Annotated in this window: 13 protein-coding genes; 3 read left to right on the top strand and 10 right to left on the bottom strand. The window is 72.0% G+C overall.

Going from position 1 to position 18,604, the window contains the following annotated elements:
- Window positions 1-209 precede the first annotated feature (209 nt).
- From OG199_RS10455 to OG199_RS10465, 3 genes are all read left to right on the top strand, one after another.
- Window positions 210-2,069, top strand: coding sequence for a M1 family aminopeptidase (locus OG199_RS10455; RefSeq protein ID WP_405829191.1), 1,860 nt, complete (start codon window positions 210-212; stop codon window positions 2,067-2,069).
- A 235-nt stretch (window positions 2,070-2,304) separates the two neighbouring features.
- Entirely contained in the window at window positions 2,305-2,745 is a 441-nt protein-coding gene (locus OG199_RS10460) for a MarR family transcriptional regulator (protein WP_356806170.1), read from the top strand.
- A gap of 32 nt (window positions 2,746-2,777) precedes the next feature.
- Window positions 2,778-4,499, top strand: a complete 1,722-nt coding sequence (locus OG199_RS10465; protein ID WP_405829193.1) for an MFS transporter — start codon at window positions 2,778-2,780, stop codon at window positions 4,497-4,499.
- A gap of 493 nt (window positions 4,500-4,992) precedes the next feature.
- Here OG199_RS10465 and OG199_RS10470 read toward each other — a convergent pair whose 3' ends face one another.
- The 10 genes from OG199_RS10470 to OG199_RS10515 all read right to left on the bottom strand — a co-directional run bounded on the left by OG199_RS10470 (window position 4,993) and on the right by OG199_RS10515 (window position 18,485).
- Window positions 4,993-5,502, bottom strand: coding sequence for an O-acetyl-ADP-ribose deacetylase (locus OG199_RS10470; protein ID WP_405829195.1), 510 nt, complete (start codon window positions 5,500-5,502; stop codon window positions 4,993-4,995).
- Between the two features lie 99 nt (window positions 5,503-5,601).
- On the bottom strand, window positions 5,602-7,011 hold the full coding sequence (locus OG199_RS10475; RefSeq protein ID WP_405829197.1) for a phytoene desaturase family protein: 1,410 nt from the start codon (window positions 7,009-7,011) through the stop codon (window positions 5,602-5,604).
- A gap of 182 nt (window positions 7,012-7,193) precedes the next feature.
- Entirely contained in the window at window positions 7,194-9,164 is a 1,971-nt protein-coding gene (locus OG199_RS10480) for a phosphocholine-specific phospholipase C (protein ID WP_405829199.1), read from the bottom strand.
- Window positions 9,165-9,193: 29 nt separating this feature from the next.
- Window positions 9,194-10,960: an endonuclease/exonuclease/phosphatase family protein gene (locus tag OG199_RS10485; RefSeq protein WP_405829200.1), complete on the bottom strand. Its 1,767-nt coding sequence runs from the start codon at window positions 10,958-10,960 to the stop codon at window positions 9,194-9,196.
- A gap of 660 nt (window positions 10,961-11,620) precedes the next feature.
- Complete coding sequence (locus OG199_RS10490) at window positions 11,621-12,466, bottom strand: inositol monophosphatase family protein (protein ID WP_405829202.1); 846 nt, start codon at window positions 12,464-12,466, stop codon at window positions 11,621-11,623.
- Between the two features lie 127 nt (window positions 12,467-12,593).
- Entirely contained in the window at window positions 12,594-14,414 is a 1,821-nt protein-coding gene (locus tag OG199_RS10495) for a gamma-glutamyltransferase family protein (protein WP_405829203.1), read from the bottom strand.
- 371 nt (window positions 14,415-14,785) lie between these two features.
- A complete protein-coding gene (locus OG199_RS10500) occupies window positions 14,786-15,313 on the bottom strand; it encodes a MarR family transcriptional regulator (RefSeq protein WP_356809562.1) in 528 nt (175 codons plus the stop codon).
- A gap of 57 nt (window positions 15,314-15,370) precedes the next feature.
- On the bottom strand, window positions 15,371-15,820 hold the full coding sequence (locus tag OG199_RS10505; protein WP_356809561.1) for an STAS domain-containing protein: 450 nt from the start codon (window positions 15,818-15,820) through the stop codon (window positions 15,371-15,373).
- Complete coding sequence (locus OG199_RS10510; protein WP_401805790.1) at window positions 15,817-16,902, bottom strand: B12-binding domain-containing protein; 1,086 nt, start codon at window positions 16,900-16,902, stop codon at window positions 15,817-15,819. Before OG199_RS10510 ends, OG199_RS10505 begins: the two co-directional genes overlap by 4 nt.
- On the bottom strand, window positions 16,899-18,485 hold the full coding sequence (locus tag OG199_RS10515) for a PP2C family protein-serine/threonine phosphatase (RefSeq protein ID WP_405829204.1): 1,587 nt from the start codon (window positions 18,483-18,485) through the stop codon (window positions 16,899-16,901). Before OG199_RS10515 ends, OG199_RS10510 begins: the two co-directional genes overlap by 4 nt.
- Window positions 18,486-18,604 lie beyond the last annotated feature (119 nt).

An 18,604-nucleotide genomic window follows, 5' to 3' on the forward strand; every position in this document is an offset into this window, starting at 1 on the left:
CGACTTTTACTCATCACGGATGGCATGCCCTGGTCAAATCTGCCAGGCTTCCGGCAGCCGTCGCCCCGACCCCAGGGGAACGCGGCAGAAATCTCACCCCCGCGGTCGCGCGAGCGATCCGCGCAGCCCCCGGCTGTCCTCCGGCGCACCCGAGCCGGGCGGACGGCCACCGAGCAGGCCGGAATCCCGGCCGCCTCAAAGGAGTTCGTGTGAGACCGACCCCCCACAAGGCCCTCGCGACGGCCGCACTCGCCGTCGTCGCGCTGGCCGCCGCGCTGCTCCCCGGAGCCCCGGCGTCGGCGGCGCCGCCCACCGCCATCTCGGCCGACGCCTGCACCCCTGCGCAGGTGGTCACCAACGGCGGCTTCGAGAGCGGCACTTCGCCCTGGACGCAGTCGTCGACCAGCGTGATCACCTCGCGCGCCGGCCAGACCGCCCACGGCGGCACCTCCTTCGCCTGGCTGGACGGTGTGGGCAGCACGCACACCGACACGCTCTCGCAGAGCGTGACGATCCCGTCCGGGTGCAGCTCCGCCACGCTCACCTTCTGGCTGCACATCGACACCACCGAGACGACGACGTCCACCGCGTACGACAAGCTGACGGCGAAGATCGGCAGCACGACGCTGGCGACGTACTCCAACCTCAACAAGAACACCGGCTACGCGCAGAAGTCCTTCGACGTCTCGGCGTTCGCGGGCCAGACCGTGACCGTCGCCTTCACCGGCACCGAGGACTCCAGCCTCCGGACGAGCTTCGTCCTCGACGACGTCGCCCTCGACACCTCCGGCACCACCATCCCGCCCGCGGACTCCACACGGACGCCGGCCGCACCCTCGTACACCGTCAGCCTGAGCAGCAACTCCAGCGGCACCGCCTGGACCGGTCACGAGAGCGCGACCTTCACCAACGCCTCCTCCACCGCGCTCAGCGAGGTGTACCTGAGGCTGTGGGACAACTACCACGGCACCTGCTCCGCGATGCCGATCGTGGTCAGCAACGTCACCGGCGGCACAGCGGGCGCCCTCTCGGTGGGCTGCACGGCCCTCAGGATCGACCTGTCGGCGCCCCTGACACAGGGTCAGACCGCCACGATCGGCTTCGACCTGGGGATCACCGTTCCCAGTGGCGCCGACCGCTTCGGCTACGACGGCGCCTTCGTCAACATCGGCAACGCGCTGCCCGTACTGGCGGTCAAGGACGCGGCCGGCTGGCACCTGGACCCGTACACCAACAACGGCGAGTCGTTCTACTCACTGGCCGCCGACTTCAAGGTGACCCTCGACCACCCGACGAGCCTCCTCGTCCCGGCCACCGGCACCTCGGTCGACACCGCCGGATCGAGCGGCCGGACGGTCACCACGGCCACGGCCTCCAAGGTCCGTGACTTCGCCTGGGCCGCCGGCCCCTTCAGCAAGATCTCCGGCACCTCCCCGGCCGGCACCGCGATCAACATCTACTCCGTCTCGGGCATCAGCTCCTCCGACTCCCAGTCGATGCTCTCCACCGCCAAGTCCGCGGTGGACGCCCACGCCGCACGCTTCGGCGCGTACCCGTACGGCGAGCTGGACGCCGTGATCGACAACAACTACTGGTTCGGCGGCATGGAGTACCCCGGCTTCGTCCTCGACCTGGTCAGCACCACGGCACTCACCCACGAGATCGGTCACCAGTGGTTCTACGGGATCGTCGGCGACGACGAGTACAACAGCCCGTGGCTGGATGAGGCGTTCACCGACTACGCCACCGACCTGGCGCAGAACAAGACCGGCGCCAACTGCTGGAACAGCGTCTCCTGGGCCTCCTCCGCGGAGAAGATCACCAACTCGATGGCCTACTGGGACGCCCACTCGTCCCGGTACTCCACGGTCGTGTACGGCTACGGCAAGTGCGCCCTGCACGACCTGCGGCGCACCCTCGGCGACACGGCCATGACCAAACTCCTGAAGGACTACGCCACTTCGCACCGGTACGGCGTCTCGACCACGTCCGAGTTCAAGGCGGCCGCCCAGGCCGCCACGACCACGGACCTGACCTCGTTCTGGACCCAGCACCGCATCGACGGCTGACAGCCGACCGGTGCGCCGCGGCGGGCGTCTTCCGGCGTCACCCGCGGCGCACCGACGGCGGCGCGGACCAGCGCCGCGCACACGCGGCGCCCGCGCCCGCACCCCGGGGAGGAGCCGGCACCCACGGAGGGTGCCCGCGCCATGGAAGGTGCCCGCTCACGGAAGAGCCCGCTCACGGCGCAATGTTGTTTCCACCTACACCTAGATGCATAATGCGGTTATGCATAAGCGGGTTATGAACACTGGCACACCGGCGCCGGCCGACGACCTGATGATCGCCGTGGAGCGGCTGGTCCGATACGTCCGTCGCAGCGCCGTCACCGGTGGCCTGAGCACGGCGGCCTCCTCGGCACTGAGCCGACTCGGCCGGGAGGGGCCGCAGCGGCTGACCGAGCTCGCCAGGGCCGAGAACGCCTCCCAGCCGAACATGACTCAGCTGGTCACCCGGATGGAACGCGCGGGTCTGGTCCGGCGCACCGCCGACCACAGCGACGGCCGGGGCGTGCTCGTGGAAGCCACCGACGAAGGCCTGGACGTCTTCCGCCGGCGACGGGCCGAGCGCGCGGACGCCCTGCGGCAGCTGATCGAGGACCTGACCGAACCGGAACAGCGGGCCGTCCGGGTCGCCCTGCCTGCCCTGGCCCGGGTCATCGACGACCGTCATTCCCGCTCATGACCCCGTCCCTGCGACACCACGGAGAACCGCACATGAGTGCACCGCACGGAAGGGCCGCCAGCCCCTTCAAGCAGCCCAAGGCCGTCTGGGCCGTCGCGTTCGCCTGCGTCATCTCGTTCATGGGCATCGGTCTGGTCGACCCGATCCTGCCCGCCCTCGCCGAGGGCCTGCACGCCTCACCCAGCCAGGTCTCCCTGCTGTTCAGCAGCTACCTGATCGTCACCGCGGTCGCCATGCTGTTCGTCGGCTGGGTCTCCAGCCACATCGGCGCCAAGCGCACCCTCGTCGTGGGTCTGGCCGTCATCGTCGTCTTCGCGGCGCTCGCGGGCACCACCGACTCCATCAACGGCATCGTCGGCTTCCGGGCCGGCTGGGGCCTGGGCAACGCGCTGTTCATCGCCACCTCCCTCGCCGTCATCGTCGCCTCCGCGAGCGGCGGCTTCGGCGGCGCGATCATCCTGTACGAGACCGCCCTCGGCCTCGGCATCGCCGTAGGTCCCCTGCTCGGCGGCGAGCTGGGGGCCATCAGCTGGCGCGGCCCCTTCTTCGGCGTCGCCGTCCTGATGGCCGTCGCGCTGGCCGCGACACTCGCCTTCGTGCCGGCACTGCCCAAGCCGCAGCGGCCCACCTCGCCGCTCGCCCCCCTCAAGGCGCTGCGCCACCGCGGCCTGCTGACCATGGGCATCATGGCGCTGCTCTACAACTGGGGCTTCTTCACGATGCTGGGGTACGCCCCCTACCCGATGAAGCTGAGCGCGCACCAGCTCGGACTGGTCTTCACCGGATGGGGCCTGCTGGTGGCGGCCTTCAGCGTGTTCTTCGCCCCGCGCCTGCAGGCCCGGTACGGCACCGCCCCGGTGCTGTACGCCAACCTGCTCGGCCTGGGAATCGTCATGGCGGTCATCGCGGCCGGCGTCGACTCGCCCGGCGTGGTGATCGTGGCCGTCGTCGTCAGCGGTGCCTTCATCGGGATCAACAACACCCTCACCACCCAGGCCGTCATGCTCGTCTCACCCGTCGAGCGGCCGGTGGCCTCCTCCGCCTACGGCTTCCTCCGGTTCATCGGCGGCGGCCTCGCCCCGTATGTCGCCGGCAAGCTCGCCGACGCCACCGATCTCAGCGTCCCGTTCTACCTCGGCGCCGGAACCTTCGTCGTGGCCATCCCGGTACTGGCGAGCGGTCACCGTCTGCTCCGCCGGGCCGAACAGGGGGCGGGCCAGGGCGAGCCCGTCGCCCCCACGCTCACGCCGGTCGGCGCCGCGCCGGCCACCGACGGACCGCCGCTCATCGTCGCCGTCGGCGCCCACGACAGGGCCGCCGCCATCGTCGACACCGCGGCTCGGCTCGCCCATGACTCGGGTACGGCCCTGGAGGTCGTCCACGTCCAGCAGACCGCCGTGGTCGAGGAACAGGCCGTGGACGTCGAGACCGCCGACCAGGCCCGCTCCGCCGTCACCGCCCACCTCGACCGGCTCGCGGCCCAGGGCATCCCCGCCGTCGGCCAGATACTCACCAGCGTCGGTGACCACGCCGCCGCGGGCCGGGCCCTGGCCCAGCACGCCGCCGACGTCCACGCCGGCACCGTCGCCGTGGGCCACTCTCCCCGCGGTCCGCTGGCACAGTTCGCCGACGGGAGCTTCACCAGCGCGCTCACGCACACCGCGGCCTGCACGGTCGTCCTCGTCGACCCCGACAGCGCGCCCCGGCCACTGACCGCGGCCACCCTGGCGGAATTGCGCGCCGCCTCCGCCTGACCGACCGGCCCGGCAATCGTCACCCGTCAGCCGCGCGTCGCCGCCTCCGGCGCGGAAACCGGCCGGGCGACGACCGGGGGCCCGGTACCCGGTGAGACGGGATTGCTCGGGGCGTCCGGAAACCCGGCGCGGGCCGTGAACCCGGCAGTCCGTGAACGGCCGTGAACCCGGTGCAGGCCGAGAACCCGGTGCAGGCCGTGAATCCGGCGCAGGAGATCACCTGATCTTCCGCGCCGGGTTCACACGGCCCGTGCCCGGTTCGCCGCTCGCCCCGGTCCACCGCCCGCGCCCGGGTCGCCTCTCACCCGGTCCACACCCGTGCCCGGGTCGCCGCGCCGCTCACCTCTCACCGTCCGCTTCGGGTCCACCGCCCGCGCGGCACGAGTCCGCTTGCCGGCGCCACCGGGCCCCGCCTCGGGCCGACCTCGGGCCCCACCCCGGCTCCGGAGTGGCGCGGCACCGGCGGCCGGGGCTCTTCGGCAGTCGCCGGCCGTCAGCCGACCTGCGCGGCGAACGCCTCGTACGCCCGCTCGTCGAAGAGGACGAACCTGACCTCCTCGACCGCCGCCTCCGTGTCCCGCACGGTCCGTACCGCGATACGGGCGGCGTCCTCCATCGGCCACCCGTACACGCCGGCCGAGACGGCGGGGAACGCGACCGTGCGGGCGCCGAGTTCGTCGGCGACCCGTAGTGATTCGCGGTAGCACGAGGCCAGCAGGTGCGAGCGGTCCTCGGTGCCGCTGAAGACCGGGCCCACGGTGTGGATCACCCACCGCGCGTCCAGGTCGCCCGCGGTGGTCGCGACCGCCTTGCCGGTGGCCAGGCCCTTGCCGTAGTGCGAGGCGCGGAGTCTGCGGCAGTCCGCCAGGATGGCGGGGCCGCCGCGGCGGTGGATCGCCCCGTCCACGCCCCCGCCGCCGAGCAGCGAGGAGTTCGCCGCGTTGACGATCGCGTCGACGCTCTGCCCGGTGATGTCGCCCCGGACCAGGGTGATGACGGTCATGACGCCTCGTCCTCCTCGTACGCGGTCCTCACCGCATTCTCCCCCGCCCGCCGCCGGCCCGCCGCCGGCCGTGCGGTGTCCCCCGCCGTGTCCGTGTGGTCAGGACTGTCGCAGGCGACGCCACACGGCCTTCGCCGCGTTGTGCCCCGACATGCCGTGCACGCCGGGTCCCGGCGGGGTGGCCGAGGAGCAGATGAAGACGGCCGGGTGCGGGGTGCCGTACGGGGACGCGGACAGCCTGGGACGCAGCAGGAGCTGAAGTCCGGACGCGGCACCGCACGCGATGTCGCCGCCCACGTAGTTGGCGTTGCGCGCGGCGAGTTCGCGCGGGCCGGCGGTCGCGCGGGCCAGTACCCGGTCGCGGAATCCCGGCGCGAACCGCTCCAGCTGGCGCTCGATCGCGTCCGTGAGGTCCCCCGTCCAGCCGTTGGGAACGTGCCCGTACGCCCAGAAGACCTGCTTTCCCTCGGGTGCCCGGGAGGGGTCGACGACGCTGGGCTGCACGGTGATCAGGAAGGGGGCGTCCGGCGCCCGGTCCTCGCGCGAGGCGGCGTGCAGTGCGGCACCGATCTCGGCGCGGCTCGCGCCCACCTGCACGGTCCCGGCGGTACGGGCCTCCTCGGCCGTCCAGGGCACGGGCCCGTCCAGCGCGTAGTCGACCTTGAAGACGGCTGCCCCGTAACGGTAGTTCTCGTAGTACCGGCCGAAGCCCGCGATCCGGGACAGCGCGGTGGGCGAGGTGTCGAAGACGTAGGCGCGCGCGGGCGGCAGGTCGTCGAGGCGCTTGACCTCGTAGTCGGTGTGGACGCTTCCGCCGAGGTCCCGCAGGTAGGCGGCGAGCGCGTCGGAGATCGACTGGGAGCCGCCGCGCGCGACGGGCCAGCCGCGGGCGTGCGCGGCCAGGGCGAAGACCAGGCCGACGGCGCCGGTGCCGATGCCGCCCAACGGGGCCATGACATGGGCGACGAGCCCGGCGAACAGGGCCTTGGCCGGCTCGTCACGGAAGCGCCGCATCAGCCACGTGGAAGGTGGCAGTCCGGTGAGTCCGAACCGGGCCAGGGTGACCGGGTCGCGGGGCAGTGCGGTCGCGGGCAGGGACATGAAGTCGTGGGCCAGCGTGTCCCACTTGGGGAGATAGGGGGCGACCAGCCGGCGGTAGGTGCCGGCGTCGCGCGGTCCGAACGAGGCGGCCGTCTCCGCGACGGAACGCGCGAGCACCGCGGCCGTGCCGTCCGGGAACGGGTGGACCATGGGCAGCTCGGCGTGCAGCCACTCCAGGCCGTAGCGCTCCAGGGGCATCGCCCGGAACGCGGGCGAGTTGATGCCGAGCGGATGCGCGGCCGCGCAGGGGTCGTGCCGGAATCCGGGCAGGGTCAGCTCTTCGGTGCGGGCGCCGCCACCCACCGTGTCCCGCGCCTCGAAGACGGCCACGGAGAAGCCCCGGCGGGCCAGTTCCACGGCAGCTGTCAGCCCGTTCGGCCCCGCACCCACGATGACGGCATCGAGCATCGACGGCACCTTCGGACTCCTTTGTCGCCGACGGCCACTGACCACCAGGATATGCCGGAGAGCTGACGACCCCGGCGGCGCGGGGTGGGAATCCGCGAGCCGCCCGGGGCGGGCGGGCCCCGGCCGCCGGTGGGGACCGGGCGTGCCGTCGTCGTCGGCGCCCGGTCCCGGCCGGCGGTGGCTCACACGGTGTGGACGGTTCCGGCGTAGCGCTGGACGAACCGGGTGCCGGTGCCCGCGGTGACCGTGAAGTCGTACCGCCCCGCGTCGGTGCGCCACGTCAGCCGGGTGCGGTCGCCCGCCCCGACCCATACGGTCCGCTCCTCGCCGGCGAAGTCGTTCGGCGTGATCGTGAACGCCACCTCGGTGTCGCCGGCGTTGCGCAGGTCCAGCTCCACCGAGGCGTTCTCCGGGCGCCCGGACTGCCGCAGGGCCGCCGTCACCGAAGGCACGGCCACGTCGTCCTGGCCCGTGCGGACGACCGTTCCGGAGAAGCGGCGGACGAAGCCGTCGGCGCCGTACACGGAGAAGTCGTAGCGGCCGTCGGTGCCGGAGGCGTCCCACTCATAGGTGCGGGAGGAGCGCGGCGGGACCGTGAAGGGTGTCCCGACGAAGGGCAGGGCGGTGTTCGGCAGGACGGTGAAGTGGTAGCCGACACTGCCGTCGTTGGTGAGGGTGCAGGTGACCTTGCCGGTGGTCCGGTCGACCTTCGCGTCGGCCCACGGGCGGTACGGCAGGGCGCGGTGCGGCCTGTCGCCGTCCTCCTGTGCGGGCATGGACTGCTGGTCCGGCACCTTGACCGGCGGCAGCGAGCTGCCCGCGTCCGCCTTGGCCATCAGCGCGACCGTGTCCGGCAGGGCCGGGATGCTGTAGTCGGGCTTGGCGAAGTCGAAGGCGCTGGTGAGGTCGCCGCAGACGGTGCGCCGCCAGTCGGAGATGTTGGGCTCCTCCACACCGGTCACGCGCTCCAGGAAACGCACCACCGAAGTGTGGTCGAACACCTGGGAGTTGACCCATCCGCCGCGCGACCACGGTGAGACGACCCACAGCGGCACCCGGCTGCCCAGGCCGATCGGCTTGCCGCCCGCGAACTCGTCCTTGGTGCCGGGCTCGGGGAAGGGCGGGATGACGTGGTCGAAGTAGCCGTCGTTCTCGTCGTACATGACCAGGAAGACGGTGTGCTTCCACACGTCGGGGTTGGAGAACAGCGACTGCAGTGCGGTGTCGACCCAGTGGGCGCCGTAGTCGGGGCTGGCGTTCGGGTGCTCGCAGAACAGGTAGGGCGCCACCAGCCAGGAGACCGTGGGCAGAGTGCCGTCCTTGCAGTGCTCGTCGAACGCCGTGAGGTCCCACTTCGTCATCGCGTTGACGTAGCGCGGGTCGTCCTTGGGGAACTCGTGGAACTGCTTGAAGTACGACAGGGCGTTGTCGTCGTAGTCGCCGTAACGGTCGTCGGAGCCGTCGGGGTTGTGGTAGACGCGCCAGGTGACGCCGGCCTGCTCCAGGCGTTCGGCGTACGTCGTCCAGTCGGCCACCGGGTTGTCCGTGACCGGTGCGTTGTCGGTCCACGGGCCGGTGGTGCCGTCCACGCCGGGGCCCGCGGTGCCGGTCCACAGGAAGAGGCGGTTGGGGTCGGTGGGGCCGTTCAGCGAGCAGAAGTAGCCGTCGCAGAGGGTGAAGGCGTCGGCCAGCGCGTACTGGTAGGGGATGTCCGCGCGCGTGAAGTAGCCCATGGTCCGCTCGCCCTTGGCGGCGACCCACTTGTTCATGGCGCCGCCGTTGACGGCCGAGTGCCCGCTGTCCCAGTCGTGCGGGAGGCCGGCCGCGTTCTGCGCGTTGTACTTCGTGGTGTCCATGCGGAAGGGCAGGAGATGGCCCTCCGCGCGGCCCCCGGCGGGCTGGCGGAACACCGGGTCGCCGCCCGGCAGGACGGTGGCCTGGCGGTCGCTGAAGCCTCGTACCCCGCTCAGGGTGCCGAAGTAGTGGTCGAAGCTGCGGTTCTCCTGCATCAGGATGACGACGTGCTTGACGTCGTCGATGCTGCCGTGGCCGGTGCCGCGCCCTGCGGCCTCCGCCGTGCCGGGGAGTCCGGCCGCTATCGCGGCTCCGGCCGCGGTGGTGCCGATGAAGGTACGGCGGCTGATCTCGGTCATGGGAGGAAGGTCCTTCGGATCGTTCGCGGTCAGCCGCGGGCGGACAGGGAGAAGGTGACGACGGCGGCGGCGTGGTCGGAGGGCCAGCCGTTGGCGGCGGTGTCCGGGACCGGGCGGGGCCAGCCGGTGAACAGGCTGTGTGCCTCCAGGACCTTGAGCCGTCCCGCGTACTGGATCTGGTCGATCCGGTCCTGCGGTTCCGCCCCGCCACCGCTCTCGCGCTGCGGCCTGACGGGGGACCAGGTGATGCCGGGTGCCTTCTTCGGGTCGGCGTGGGCGTCGCGGAAGGCGTCGACGAGACCCGCCTTCTCCAGCGCCTCGGTGACGGGCCAGCGGACCCGGCCCGCTCCCCCGTGCGCGGACGTGGTCCGGCTCGTCCAGTCGTGGTGGGACGGGGAGGCGAGTCCGGCCGCCAGCACGACGGGGGTGCGGGAGGCGAGTTCCGGCCGCAGGGCGGCCACCAGCGCCTGCGCCTGCCGGTAGCGGGCCGTCGTCTTCTCCGCCGCCTCGACCTGCGCGGGCGTCCGGCCCGACAACAGCGCGTACGGCCCGTAGTCGGCTTCGTCCAGCCGGGCCGTCCACAGGCGTACCGCGCGGTCGCCGGGCAGATGCAGTGTCGCCGCCGTGGCCGGGAGCGCGGCGGTCGGGGCGACGACGTCGCCGAGCGGGTAGCGGCTCACGATGCCGAGGCCGCCGGCTTGGTGTGCGTGCCAACCGAGCGCCCCCGCGAGGTCCTCGGCCGCCGTGTCACCGCATTCCTGGAGCGCCACGACGTCCAGGCCCTGGGTGAGCACCAGCCGCAGCTGCTTCTCCAGGAAGCCGTCGACGTGGGTGCCGGCGTCCCAGAGGTTCAGCGTGGCCACCTTCAGCCGGAGCCGTTCCCGTGCGGTGCGCACCGGCACCTGGACGGTGACGGTGTCGCTGCCGACGGCGCTGTCGGTGACGGCGGCGACCACGCGGCCGGGTCTGCGGGGCGCCGGGAGCGGGGCCCTGCCGCCGACCGTGCCGTCCGCGGCCACCGTCAGCCAGGAGTCGCCGCCGACCCGCTTGAAGGTCGCGCTGCCCGCGGCGTTGCCCTCGGGTCTGATCCACAGACCGCCCAGCTTCACCGAGAAGTCCCTGCCCGCGGTCTGCGGCTCGGTGGTGACGGCGTCCACGGCCGCGTGCGGGCGCGGGATCTCGGGGCGCACGGCGAAGCTGAACGCGGCGGTCTCGGCGAGGATGCCGTAGCCGTCCTTGGCCAGCAGGTAGGCGGTGTACGGTCCGCCGCTCAGGCCGGAGGTGTCGAGGGTGATGTCCCCGGTGGCGGCCGGGGTGTACTCCCAGGCGAGGGAGGAGCCGTGACCCGGCTGCCGGTCGCCGTCGTACACCCCGATCCAGTTCTTCGGGTCGGGTGTGTCCGTCGTCCAGTGGAAGGAGACCTTGTCGCCCTCGTGCGGGGCGGGGGTCGTCAGCTTGACGGAGTCGCCGACGGGGGCGCCCGCGAAGCTGAACGGCTCCGTCTTGGCGAGGACGCCGTAGCCGTCCTTGGCCAGCAGGTACACGATGTACGGGCCGCCGCTCAGGCCGGAGGTGTCGAGGGTGGTCTGCCCGGACGCGCCGGGCACGTACGCCCACACGAGGGAGCTGCTGCCGCCGGCGGGCAGCCGGTCGGCGGGGTAGACGCCGATCCAGTTCTTGGGGTCGGGGGCGTCCGTCGCCCAGGTGAGGGTCAGTCCGGTGCCGCGCGGCGGGGGCGTCGGGGAGCCGATCGCGATGCTGCTCCCGGACGCGGCGGCCTGTGAGAGGGATGACACGGTGTTGGGTCCTCTCCGCCCCGGGTCCCGCCGCGGCGACACCCAGGGGAGCAAAGTTGTCTAGATAACTTCGCTCCATAGCAAGCCGTCCCTCGGCGACGTCCCCGTGAACGAGAGGTGGCCTGCGACCGGGAGGAAGGCGGAACTCTCAGGTTTCCCGCGCGGGCCGAAGAGCCGGAACCGGGCCGGAAAAAGGCCACTGAGCTGCGGCTTTCCGAGACCATCCACCTCCCGCACACCCCACGGAGACCGCCGGGCCCGCACCCCGTCGCATCGACGTCCGGAGGGACACGACTCGTCGCGACCGCCACCGAGCCACACCCTCGCTGTGCACAGCGAAGGCCGGACGGACACCGGCACGGCAGCGTGCGCCGCGTGCGAAGGGGCATCGAAAAGCCGGGGCACGAGGGTGCCCCGGCTTCGACTGCGGTTCGACGTCCAGGTAGGTGCGGGTGTCCTGGTTGAGGTTTTTGATCCGGATCATCGCGGCGCGACGATGGACGGTGGTACGGAGATGGACGGCGGTGCGGAGGTGTACGGCGGTGCGGAGGTGGAGCAGCGCGAAGATGGACCGCGTCACGGACCGCACAGGACGCGAACCTCACGGCCATCACAGGACCCGAACCACACGGCCCGCACGCGGCGCCCCGCGGCTCCCGGTCAGGCTCCCGCGGCCAGCAGCCCCCGTACCCGGCGGGCCGTCGCCTCGTCCCGGGCCGCTGTGAACGGCAGCGCGTTGCCGCCGGTGACGCGGAACGGCTCACCCGTCAGGGTCAGGTGGGTGCCGCCCGCCTCCTCGACCAGCAGCAGACCCGCCGCGTGGTCCCAGGCCGCCTCCCAGGAGAAGGCCGTCGCGTCCAACTCCCCGCGGGCGACGGCCAGATACTCCAGGCCGGCCGAGCCGCAGGGGCGCGGCCGGACGCCCTCCGTGTTCAGTCCGAGCAGGGCGCGCTTCTGCTCGTCCGTCGTGTAGTCGGGGTGCGAGGTGGCTATCTCGAGGTCGCGGCCGGGCGCGGGCGAGCCGGAGCGCAGCGGCTGTCCGTCGAGACGGGCGCCCCGGCCGCGGAGAGCGACGGCGAGCTGGTCACGGGCCGGCGCGTAGGTCCAGGACGCGTGGACGACGCCGCCCAGGGTGAGGGCGACGAGCGTGCAGAAGCCGGACTCGCCGCGGACGAACTGGCGGGTGCCGTCGACCGGGTCGACGATCCAGACCGGCGCCGCGCCCTTGATCGCGTCGTACGTCGCCGGGTCGGCGTGGACCGCCTCCTCGCCGACCACGACCGAGCCCGGCAGCAGCTTGGCGAGCGTCTCTGTCAGGTACTCCTCGGCCTTGCGGTCGGCGTCCGTGACGAGGTCGTGCGGGCCGGTCTTCTGGTCGATCTCGTGCGCGGCGAGCTGCCTGAAGCGGGGCATGATCTCGGCGGCGGCCGCGCGGCGGACCGCTTCTTCGACGTCGGTCGTGCGGTGAGCGAGAAACTCGTCGATGGTTTCGATGTGTCCGATCATGGCTCCATGACAGCACGCGCCGCTGACAATCCCCGCCCGCCCAGTGCACTTCGGGTGGATTCGGGGTGAATTCCCGGGGCGCCCGGCCGGGACCGGGATACTCGGACCGGCCCCCGCCGCCCCTGGCTCAGCGTCCGACCGCGTACCCCTGCATCCCCCGGGGGTTGGCGGCGGCGGACAGCACCCCGGTGCGCGGGTCCCGGGCGACCGCGCACAGCCGGCCCTCCGACCAGGCGTCGGCGACCTGGACGTCATGACCGCGGCGGCGCAGTTCCGCGACGACGGCGGAGTCGGTACGGGACTCGACGGTGAGGCTGCCGGGACGCATACCGCGCGGGTAGAAGGAGCCGGGGAAGCTGTCGTTGTGCCAGTTCGGCGCGTCGATCGCCCCCTGGAGGTCGAGCCCGCCGCGTACGTCGGCGCGCAGCGCCACCGCCAGGAAGAAGTGGGTCTGCCACTGGTCCTGCTGGTCGCCGCCCGGGGTGCCGAACGCCATGACCGGTACTCCGTCGCGCAACGCCAGCGAAGGCGTCAAGGTGGTGCGCGGACGACGGCCGGGCGTCAGGGAGTTGGGCAGCCCCTCCTCCAGCCAGGCCATCTGGAGCCGGGTGCCGAGCGGGAAGCCCAGTTCCGGGACGACCGGGTTGGACTGGAGCCAGCCGCCGCTGGGGGTGGCCGCGACCATGTTGCCCCAGCGGTCCACGATGTCGAGGTGACAGGTGTCGCCGCGGGTGGAACCGTCCGGTGCCACCTCGGGTTCGCCGGCCCTGCGGGCCACGGTGGGCTCGCCCGCGCCGGGCGCGGCCAGCGCGTCGAAGCCGGGCTCCCCGGAGGCCACCTGCCGCGCGTGGCGGCTCAGCCTCGGGGCACGCCCGCCGGGAGCGCCGGGGCGCAGCTCGTACGAGGCCTCGGCGCCGACGAGGGCGCGGCGCGCCGCGTTGTACTCGTCCGACAGCAGCGCGTCGAGCGGCACCTCGGCCGCGTCCCCGTACCAGGCCTCCCGGTCGGCCATGGCGAGTTTGCAGCCCTCGACGAGCAGGTGGACGTAGTCGGCGGAGCCGTACTGCGGCAGCTCCGGCGGGAGCAGGGCGAGTTGCTGGAGGAGGACCGGGCCCTGGCTCCAGGGGCCCGCCTTGCACAGGGTCCAGCCCCGCCAGTCGTATGTCGCCGGTGTCTCGTAGGCCGCGGACCAGGAGGCGAGGTCGGTGGCCGTCAGGGTGCCGGCGTGGCGCTCACCGCTGGTGTCCATCGTGGGCCGTCCGGCCTGGCGCACCAGGGCCTCGGCGATGAATCCGGTGCGCCAGACCTCCCGTGCCGCCTCGATCTCGGCCTCCCGGTCCCCCGCCGCGGACACCTCGGCGAGCAGCCGTTCCCAGGTGGCGGCGAGCGCGGTGTTGCGGAAGAGCTCACCGGGTCGCGGTGCCGTCCCGCCCGGCAGGTACACCTCCGCGGACGAGGTCCACTCCGTCTCGAACAGCTCGCGGACGGCCTCCACCGTCTCGCCGACCCGCTCCACGGGCGCGTGCCCGCCCCCGGCGTATCCGATGGCGTACTTCAGGACGTCGGCGAGGGACTTGGTGCCGTGGTCGCGCAGGAGCAGCATCCACGCGTCGAAGGCGCCGGGAACGGCCGCGGCGAGCGGGCCGGTACCGGGTACGAGATCCAGACCGAGTCCCCTGTAGTGCGCGATCGTCGCCCCGGCGGGCGCGCCGCCCTGTCCGCAGAGCACCTGTACCGCGCCGCCCGCCGGGGCGAGGATGATCGGGACCTCTCCCGCGGGTCCGTTGAGGTGCGGCTCGACGACGTGCAGGACGAAGCCCGCGGCGACAGCGGCGTCGAACGCGTTGCCGCCGTCCTCCAGGACGGCCATGGCGGACTGGGAGGCGAGCCAGTGGGTGGAGGACACCATGCCGAAGGTGCCCTGAAGGGTCGGTCGGGTTGTGAACACGGAGCCTCTCACCTCGCTGTTTTACATGCGTCGGCCCGGATGATGGGCGTTCGGGACGGGACCTGGGGAGAAGCCGGGACGCTTGCGCCAGGGGCCTGCTTCTCTCGCTCCCCAAGAAGCCTATCGATCGCCCTGCGCCCCTTCTTCCCCGCCTGCGGCTTGAAGTGGGCGTAGTGGTCGAGGGTGATGGTCGGCGATGAGTGTCCCCACCATGTGGCGAGGGCTACGACCGACTCCCCGGGCTCAAGGGACGCGCACCGGTGGGGGCTGTGGTGAGGCCTCACCACAGCCCCCACCAGCCAGCCGGAAGGCCCCTGCAACACGGCGCGGTTCCGCCCGGCCCGAGGCCGTGGCAGGCATGGGTCCGCGCGTCAGGCGGATCGCGCCTGGCCTTGTGCCACGGGGATGAGAGGGGCGTCCTCAGGAGCAAGGCGGTGCCGGGGCTGGTCGGCCAGCGCACTCTGCAGGTGGGCGAGGCCTTCGGTCATCGCTGTGCGCTGATGGGCGGGCATGGTGGCGAGCGCATCCAGGAGGAGTTCCTCGCGCCGTTCACGGAGCTGCGCCAGATGCCGGCGGCCGGAGGGGGTCAGCGTAAGAAGGACTTCGCGGCCGCTGTCGGGCCAGGGCCGGCGTTCGACGAAGCCGAGGGCCTGGAGACGGTCGACCAGGCGGCAGACGGAGGGGCGTGCCGCGCCCAGGAGTCGGGTCAGGGCGCGCATGCGGATGCCGTCCTCGCGATCCACGATGTTCATGACGCGCAGCTGGGAGACGCGGATGTAGGGGGGCGGGCCCTCGTTGCGGTCCTGCTCCCACATGACGTCGAAGAGTTCCGCGATGCTGCGGGCCTGCCGGGCGGCGTCGCGGAGGTGATCGAGGTTGGGCCGGAGGCGGTCGGTCATGCGATTCCCCTCAAGGGGCCTGGTCCCTGATGCCGGTCATGCACGCAGGTGGAGAAGTCAGCCGCCGACCTCTGGTCCCGCTGGGCGACTCGTGCGGTCGACCGACGTGCCGCCTTCGGACGTATGACGATATGCCATGCCCTGGGACTCGGCCGACACGTCGGGCGAATCCGCATGGTCGGGTACGAGGTGGGCGAGTGCGCCGGTGATGTCCAGCATCCGCTCGAGAGTCGGACGCCGGTTGTCGAGGAACAGCGTGACGCCTGCCGCGTCGGTGCGGCGGTGGAGCATCAGCAGCACGGCCAGCCCCATCGAGTCGAGACCCTCCAGGTGGCCGCAGTCCAGGCGCAGGACACGCAGGTCCGGGCTGTCGGTGAGCTGCTGAGAGGCGAGGGCCAGGAAGTGGTCGGCGCAGTCGTAGTCCAGAAACCCGTGGACCTCCAGATGCACCGCGGTCCTGTCGCTGCTGGGGGTGGTGATGAGTTCTATTCCGGCCGACGGCGTCATCCACTGTTCCTGGAGTCGGAGGCGTTCACGGACCTTGTCCCGGTGAGATGGTCGGTTGCCTCGGTGAGCATGAGAGTGGCCCGGGGGAAGTCCTTGAGCTGCTCGCCAAGAATGTCCAGAGCCGGAATGAGGGAGCGGGCGGGGACGCCGCGGGCCGTGAGGATCCCGGCCGTCCAGGTCAGGAAGCCGGTGAGGAGTTCCGCGTCGTTCGTGTAGAGGGCGGTGGCCAGGAAATGCACGATGTGCGCAATGTCCTCAGCCGTGTGCTGACGCTGCAAGGGCGTGTAGTCCCGCATCGCTGGAAAGCGTTCCTCGAGCCCGTTCATGACGGTGCGCACCAGGTTGGTGTGGGTGCGGGCGACCATCGTGTATTCCTGGTCGGCCAGGTGCGGCAGATCGTCGATGGGCTGATGCGCCGGCCGGGGCCTTGGCAGCGGTCCCTGGTCGAGCCGGTCCGCGGCCGCGGCCGCATCGGGCGCCCAGGCGTCCGCACCGAGCATGCGAGCGTACTGGCCGTGTACGCCGAAGGCCGCCCCGCCCACCAGAACGGGCGTGTTCGTCGCCTGAACCGCCGTGATGGCGGCATGCGCGGTCGGCAGGCGGGTGGCGATGGAACTGGAGAGGGCCACCATGTCGGGTCCGGTCTGGTGGAGGTGGGTGATCAGGTGGGTGGGGGGAACCTGCGCGCCGAGATAGTCGACCGTCCAGCCGCGGAGTTTGAGGACCTCGGCCAGGATGCGGGCGGGCAGGCCGTGCCATTCGCCGTCCACGCACGCCACGATGACCCGGCCGCGGGCCTGAGCGGTGTGAGCGTCGTAGTGGTGGGAGAGCGCGGAGACGGCCCGGTCGTTGATCGCGGTGGCGGCGTGCTCCTGCGCGACGGTCATCCGGTTGGCGGCCCACTCCTCGCCCACCTTGCGCTGCACGGAGGCAATGAGGTCCAGGAGCGCTCGCTCCGCGGTGACGCCGTCCTTGAGGGCGTCGAAGACCACCGCGGTGGCGGCGTGCTCGTCGCCGGCGGCGACCGCCTTCCACAGCTGGTCGGTCCGGTCCTCGAAGGAGACAGCGGTGAGGGTACTCATGCGGTGAACCTGCCCCGGGTACGACCGTCCACCGCACTCAGATGATGGGAACGGGGCGAGGCGATCACTATGACGGCCATGTCGTCGTGCGATCCGCTCCCCACCCACTGGGAGGCGAGCATCTGCACGTGCTCGACGACGGCTTCCGCCGGCATGCCCGCGCACTCGGACAGCGCTGCCCTGAGCCGGTCCTCGCCGAAGAACTCGTCGCCCAGCGGGCCGCCTTTGGCCTCGGTGAAACCGTCCGTGAACAGCATGCAGAACTCGCCCGGCGCCAGCGTCTCGTGCGTGGTCGTGGCCGGCGCCTTGGGGAAGGTTCCGATGAGGGTGCCGCGGGAGGATCCTTCCTCCACCGTGCCGTCGTGCCGCACGATGAGGACGGGCTGGTGCCCGGCGCTCGTCACGCGCAGGCGTACGGAGCCGGCCTCGCGCACGGCGGACGCCATCACCAGGGTGGCGAAGCGGGTGTGGTGGGAATTGAGGAGCGCGCCGTTGAGCAGGTCGATCATCCGCTGGTGGTCGCCTGCCATCGGCAGGAGTGCCTGCAGGGTGTTGCGGATCTTCCCCGTCAGGACGGCGGCTTCCATCCCCTTGCCGCACACGTCGCCCAGCACCGCGAAGGACTCCTCCCCTTCGACGGAGGCGGGGTGGACGTCGTAGAAGTCGCCGCCGATGCGCTCGTGATCCCGGGAGGCGCGGTAGCCGCCCGCGAAGTCCACACCGGAGATCTGGTGCAGGGCAGGGGGGAGCAGGTCCCGCATCAGCGTCTGCGTCAACGACGACTGCTCGGCATACAGGCGGGCCGCGGACATCGCGGCGCCGGCACGGGCCGCGAACAGCCTGGCGAAGATCTCCTCCCCGTCGCTGAACGCCGTCTCGCCGCTGCGCCGCAGCAGCACCAGAGCGCCGGCCGGTACACCGTGCCCGGGCAGCGGGGTGACGACGATGGACCCGACCGTCCCGAAGCCTTCCGGCACGAGCCACTCGGGAGCGGCCGCGGGGTCGATCCAGCGTGACGGCACCGGCGGAAAGCCCTGGATCGCCTCCGCCAGACCGGGAACCTCGGACGGGTCGACGTCCCACTGGAAGCGCTGGGGGCGTCCGCCGCGCAGGCACAGGACGACGGGCAGGCGGCGGGCGCTGCGCGGGGCGATGACCACGGCAGCATCCGCGAGATGCTCAGCCGCAAGTTGGGCGGTCACGTCCATGCACCGCTCCAGATTCAGTGACGACAGCAACGTGTTGGACGCCTCGGTGAGAAACGCCGTGCGTTCGCGTTCCTGCCGCAGCGCCTCGCGGGCCAGCCGGTGATCGGTGTCGTCCACCAGCCACCACACCACGTTCCCGTCGTCCTGCACGGTCGGATGCGCCTCGAAGCTCCGCTCCCCCACCAGCCCCGGGACGGCGGCGTTGTCGCCGTGGTGCCTGTTGGCCGTCTGGCGGGCGTGGGCGTTCGCCAGCCAGGCCGGAACGCTGTCCGAAAGAGCACTACCGCGGCAAAGGCCGGGAAAGAGCGCAGCCGCCTGCGGGTTGACGTGACACACGACGCCGGCGCCGTCCACGACCAGAACTGGGTGGGGCACCGACGTGAATGCCTCATGGGCCGGAGCGACAGCGCTCACGGCATGTCCGTGCTGGGTGGAAGTCACAAACAGGAAGGCCCGCTACGCGAACCCCTCACCTCATCCGGTCGAAGAATCTG

The organism is Streptomyces sp. NBC_01176, from assembly GCF_045039825.1.
Taxonomy (GTDB): Bacteria; Actinomycetota; Actinomycetes; order Streptomycetales; family Streptomycetaceae; genus Streptomyces.

Bases quoted from the DNA above. Each gene is read 5' to 3' on its own strand.
- OG199_RS10510 (WP_401805790.1), bottom strand. From the start codon at position 16,902: ATGAGTACCCTCACCGCTGTCTCCTTCGAGGACCGGACCGACCAGCTG.
- OG199_RS10505 (WP_356809561.1), bottom strand. From the start codon at position 15,820: ATGACGCCGTCGGCCGGAATAGAACTCATCACCACCCCCAGCAGCGAC.
- OG199_RS10480 (WP_405829199.1), bottom strand. From the start codon at position 9,164: ATGACCGAGATCAGCCGCCGTACCTTCATCGGCACCACCGCGGCCGGA.
- OG199_RS10470 (WP_405829195.1), bottom strand. From the start codon at position 5,502: ATGACCGTCATCACCCTGGTCCGGGGCGACATCACCGGGCAGAGCGTC.
- OG199_RS10475 (WP_405829197.1), bottom strand. From the start codon at position 7,011: ATGCTCGATGCCGTCATCGTGGGTGCGGGGCCGAACGGGCTGACAGCT.
- OG199_RS10490 (WP_405829202.1), bottom strand. From the start codon at position 12,466: ATGATCGGACACATCGAAACCATCGACGAGTTTCTCGCTCACCGCACG.
- OG199_RS10460 (WP_356806170.1), top strand. From the start codon at position 2,305: ATGAACACTGGCACACCGGCGCCGGCCGACGACCTGATGATCGCCGTG.
- OG199_RS10500 (WP_356809562.1), bottom strand. From the start codon at position 15,313: ATGACCGACCGCCTCCGGCCCAACCTCGATCACCTCCGCGACGCCGCC.
- OG199_RS10465 (WP_405829193.1), top strand. From the start codon at position 2,778: ATGAGTGCACCGCACGGAAGGGCCGCCAGCCCCTTCAAGCAGCCCAAG.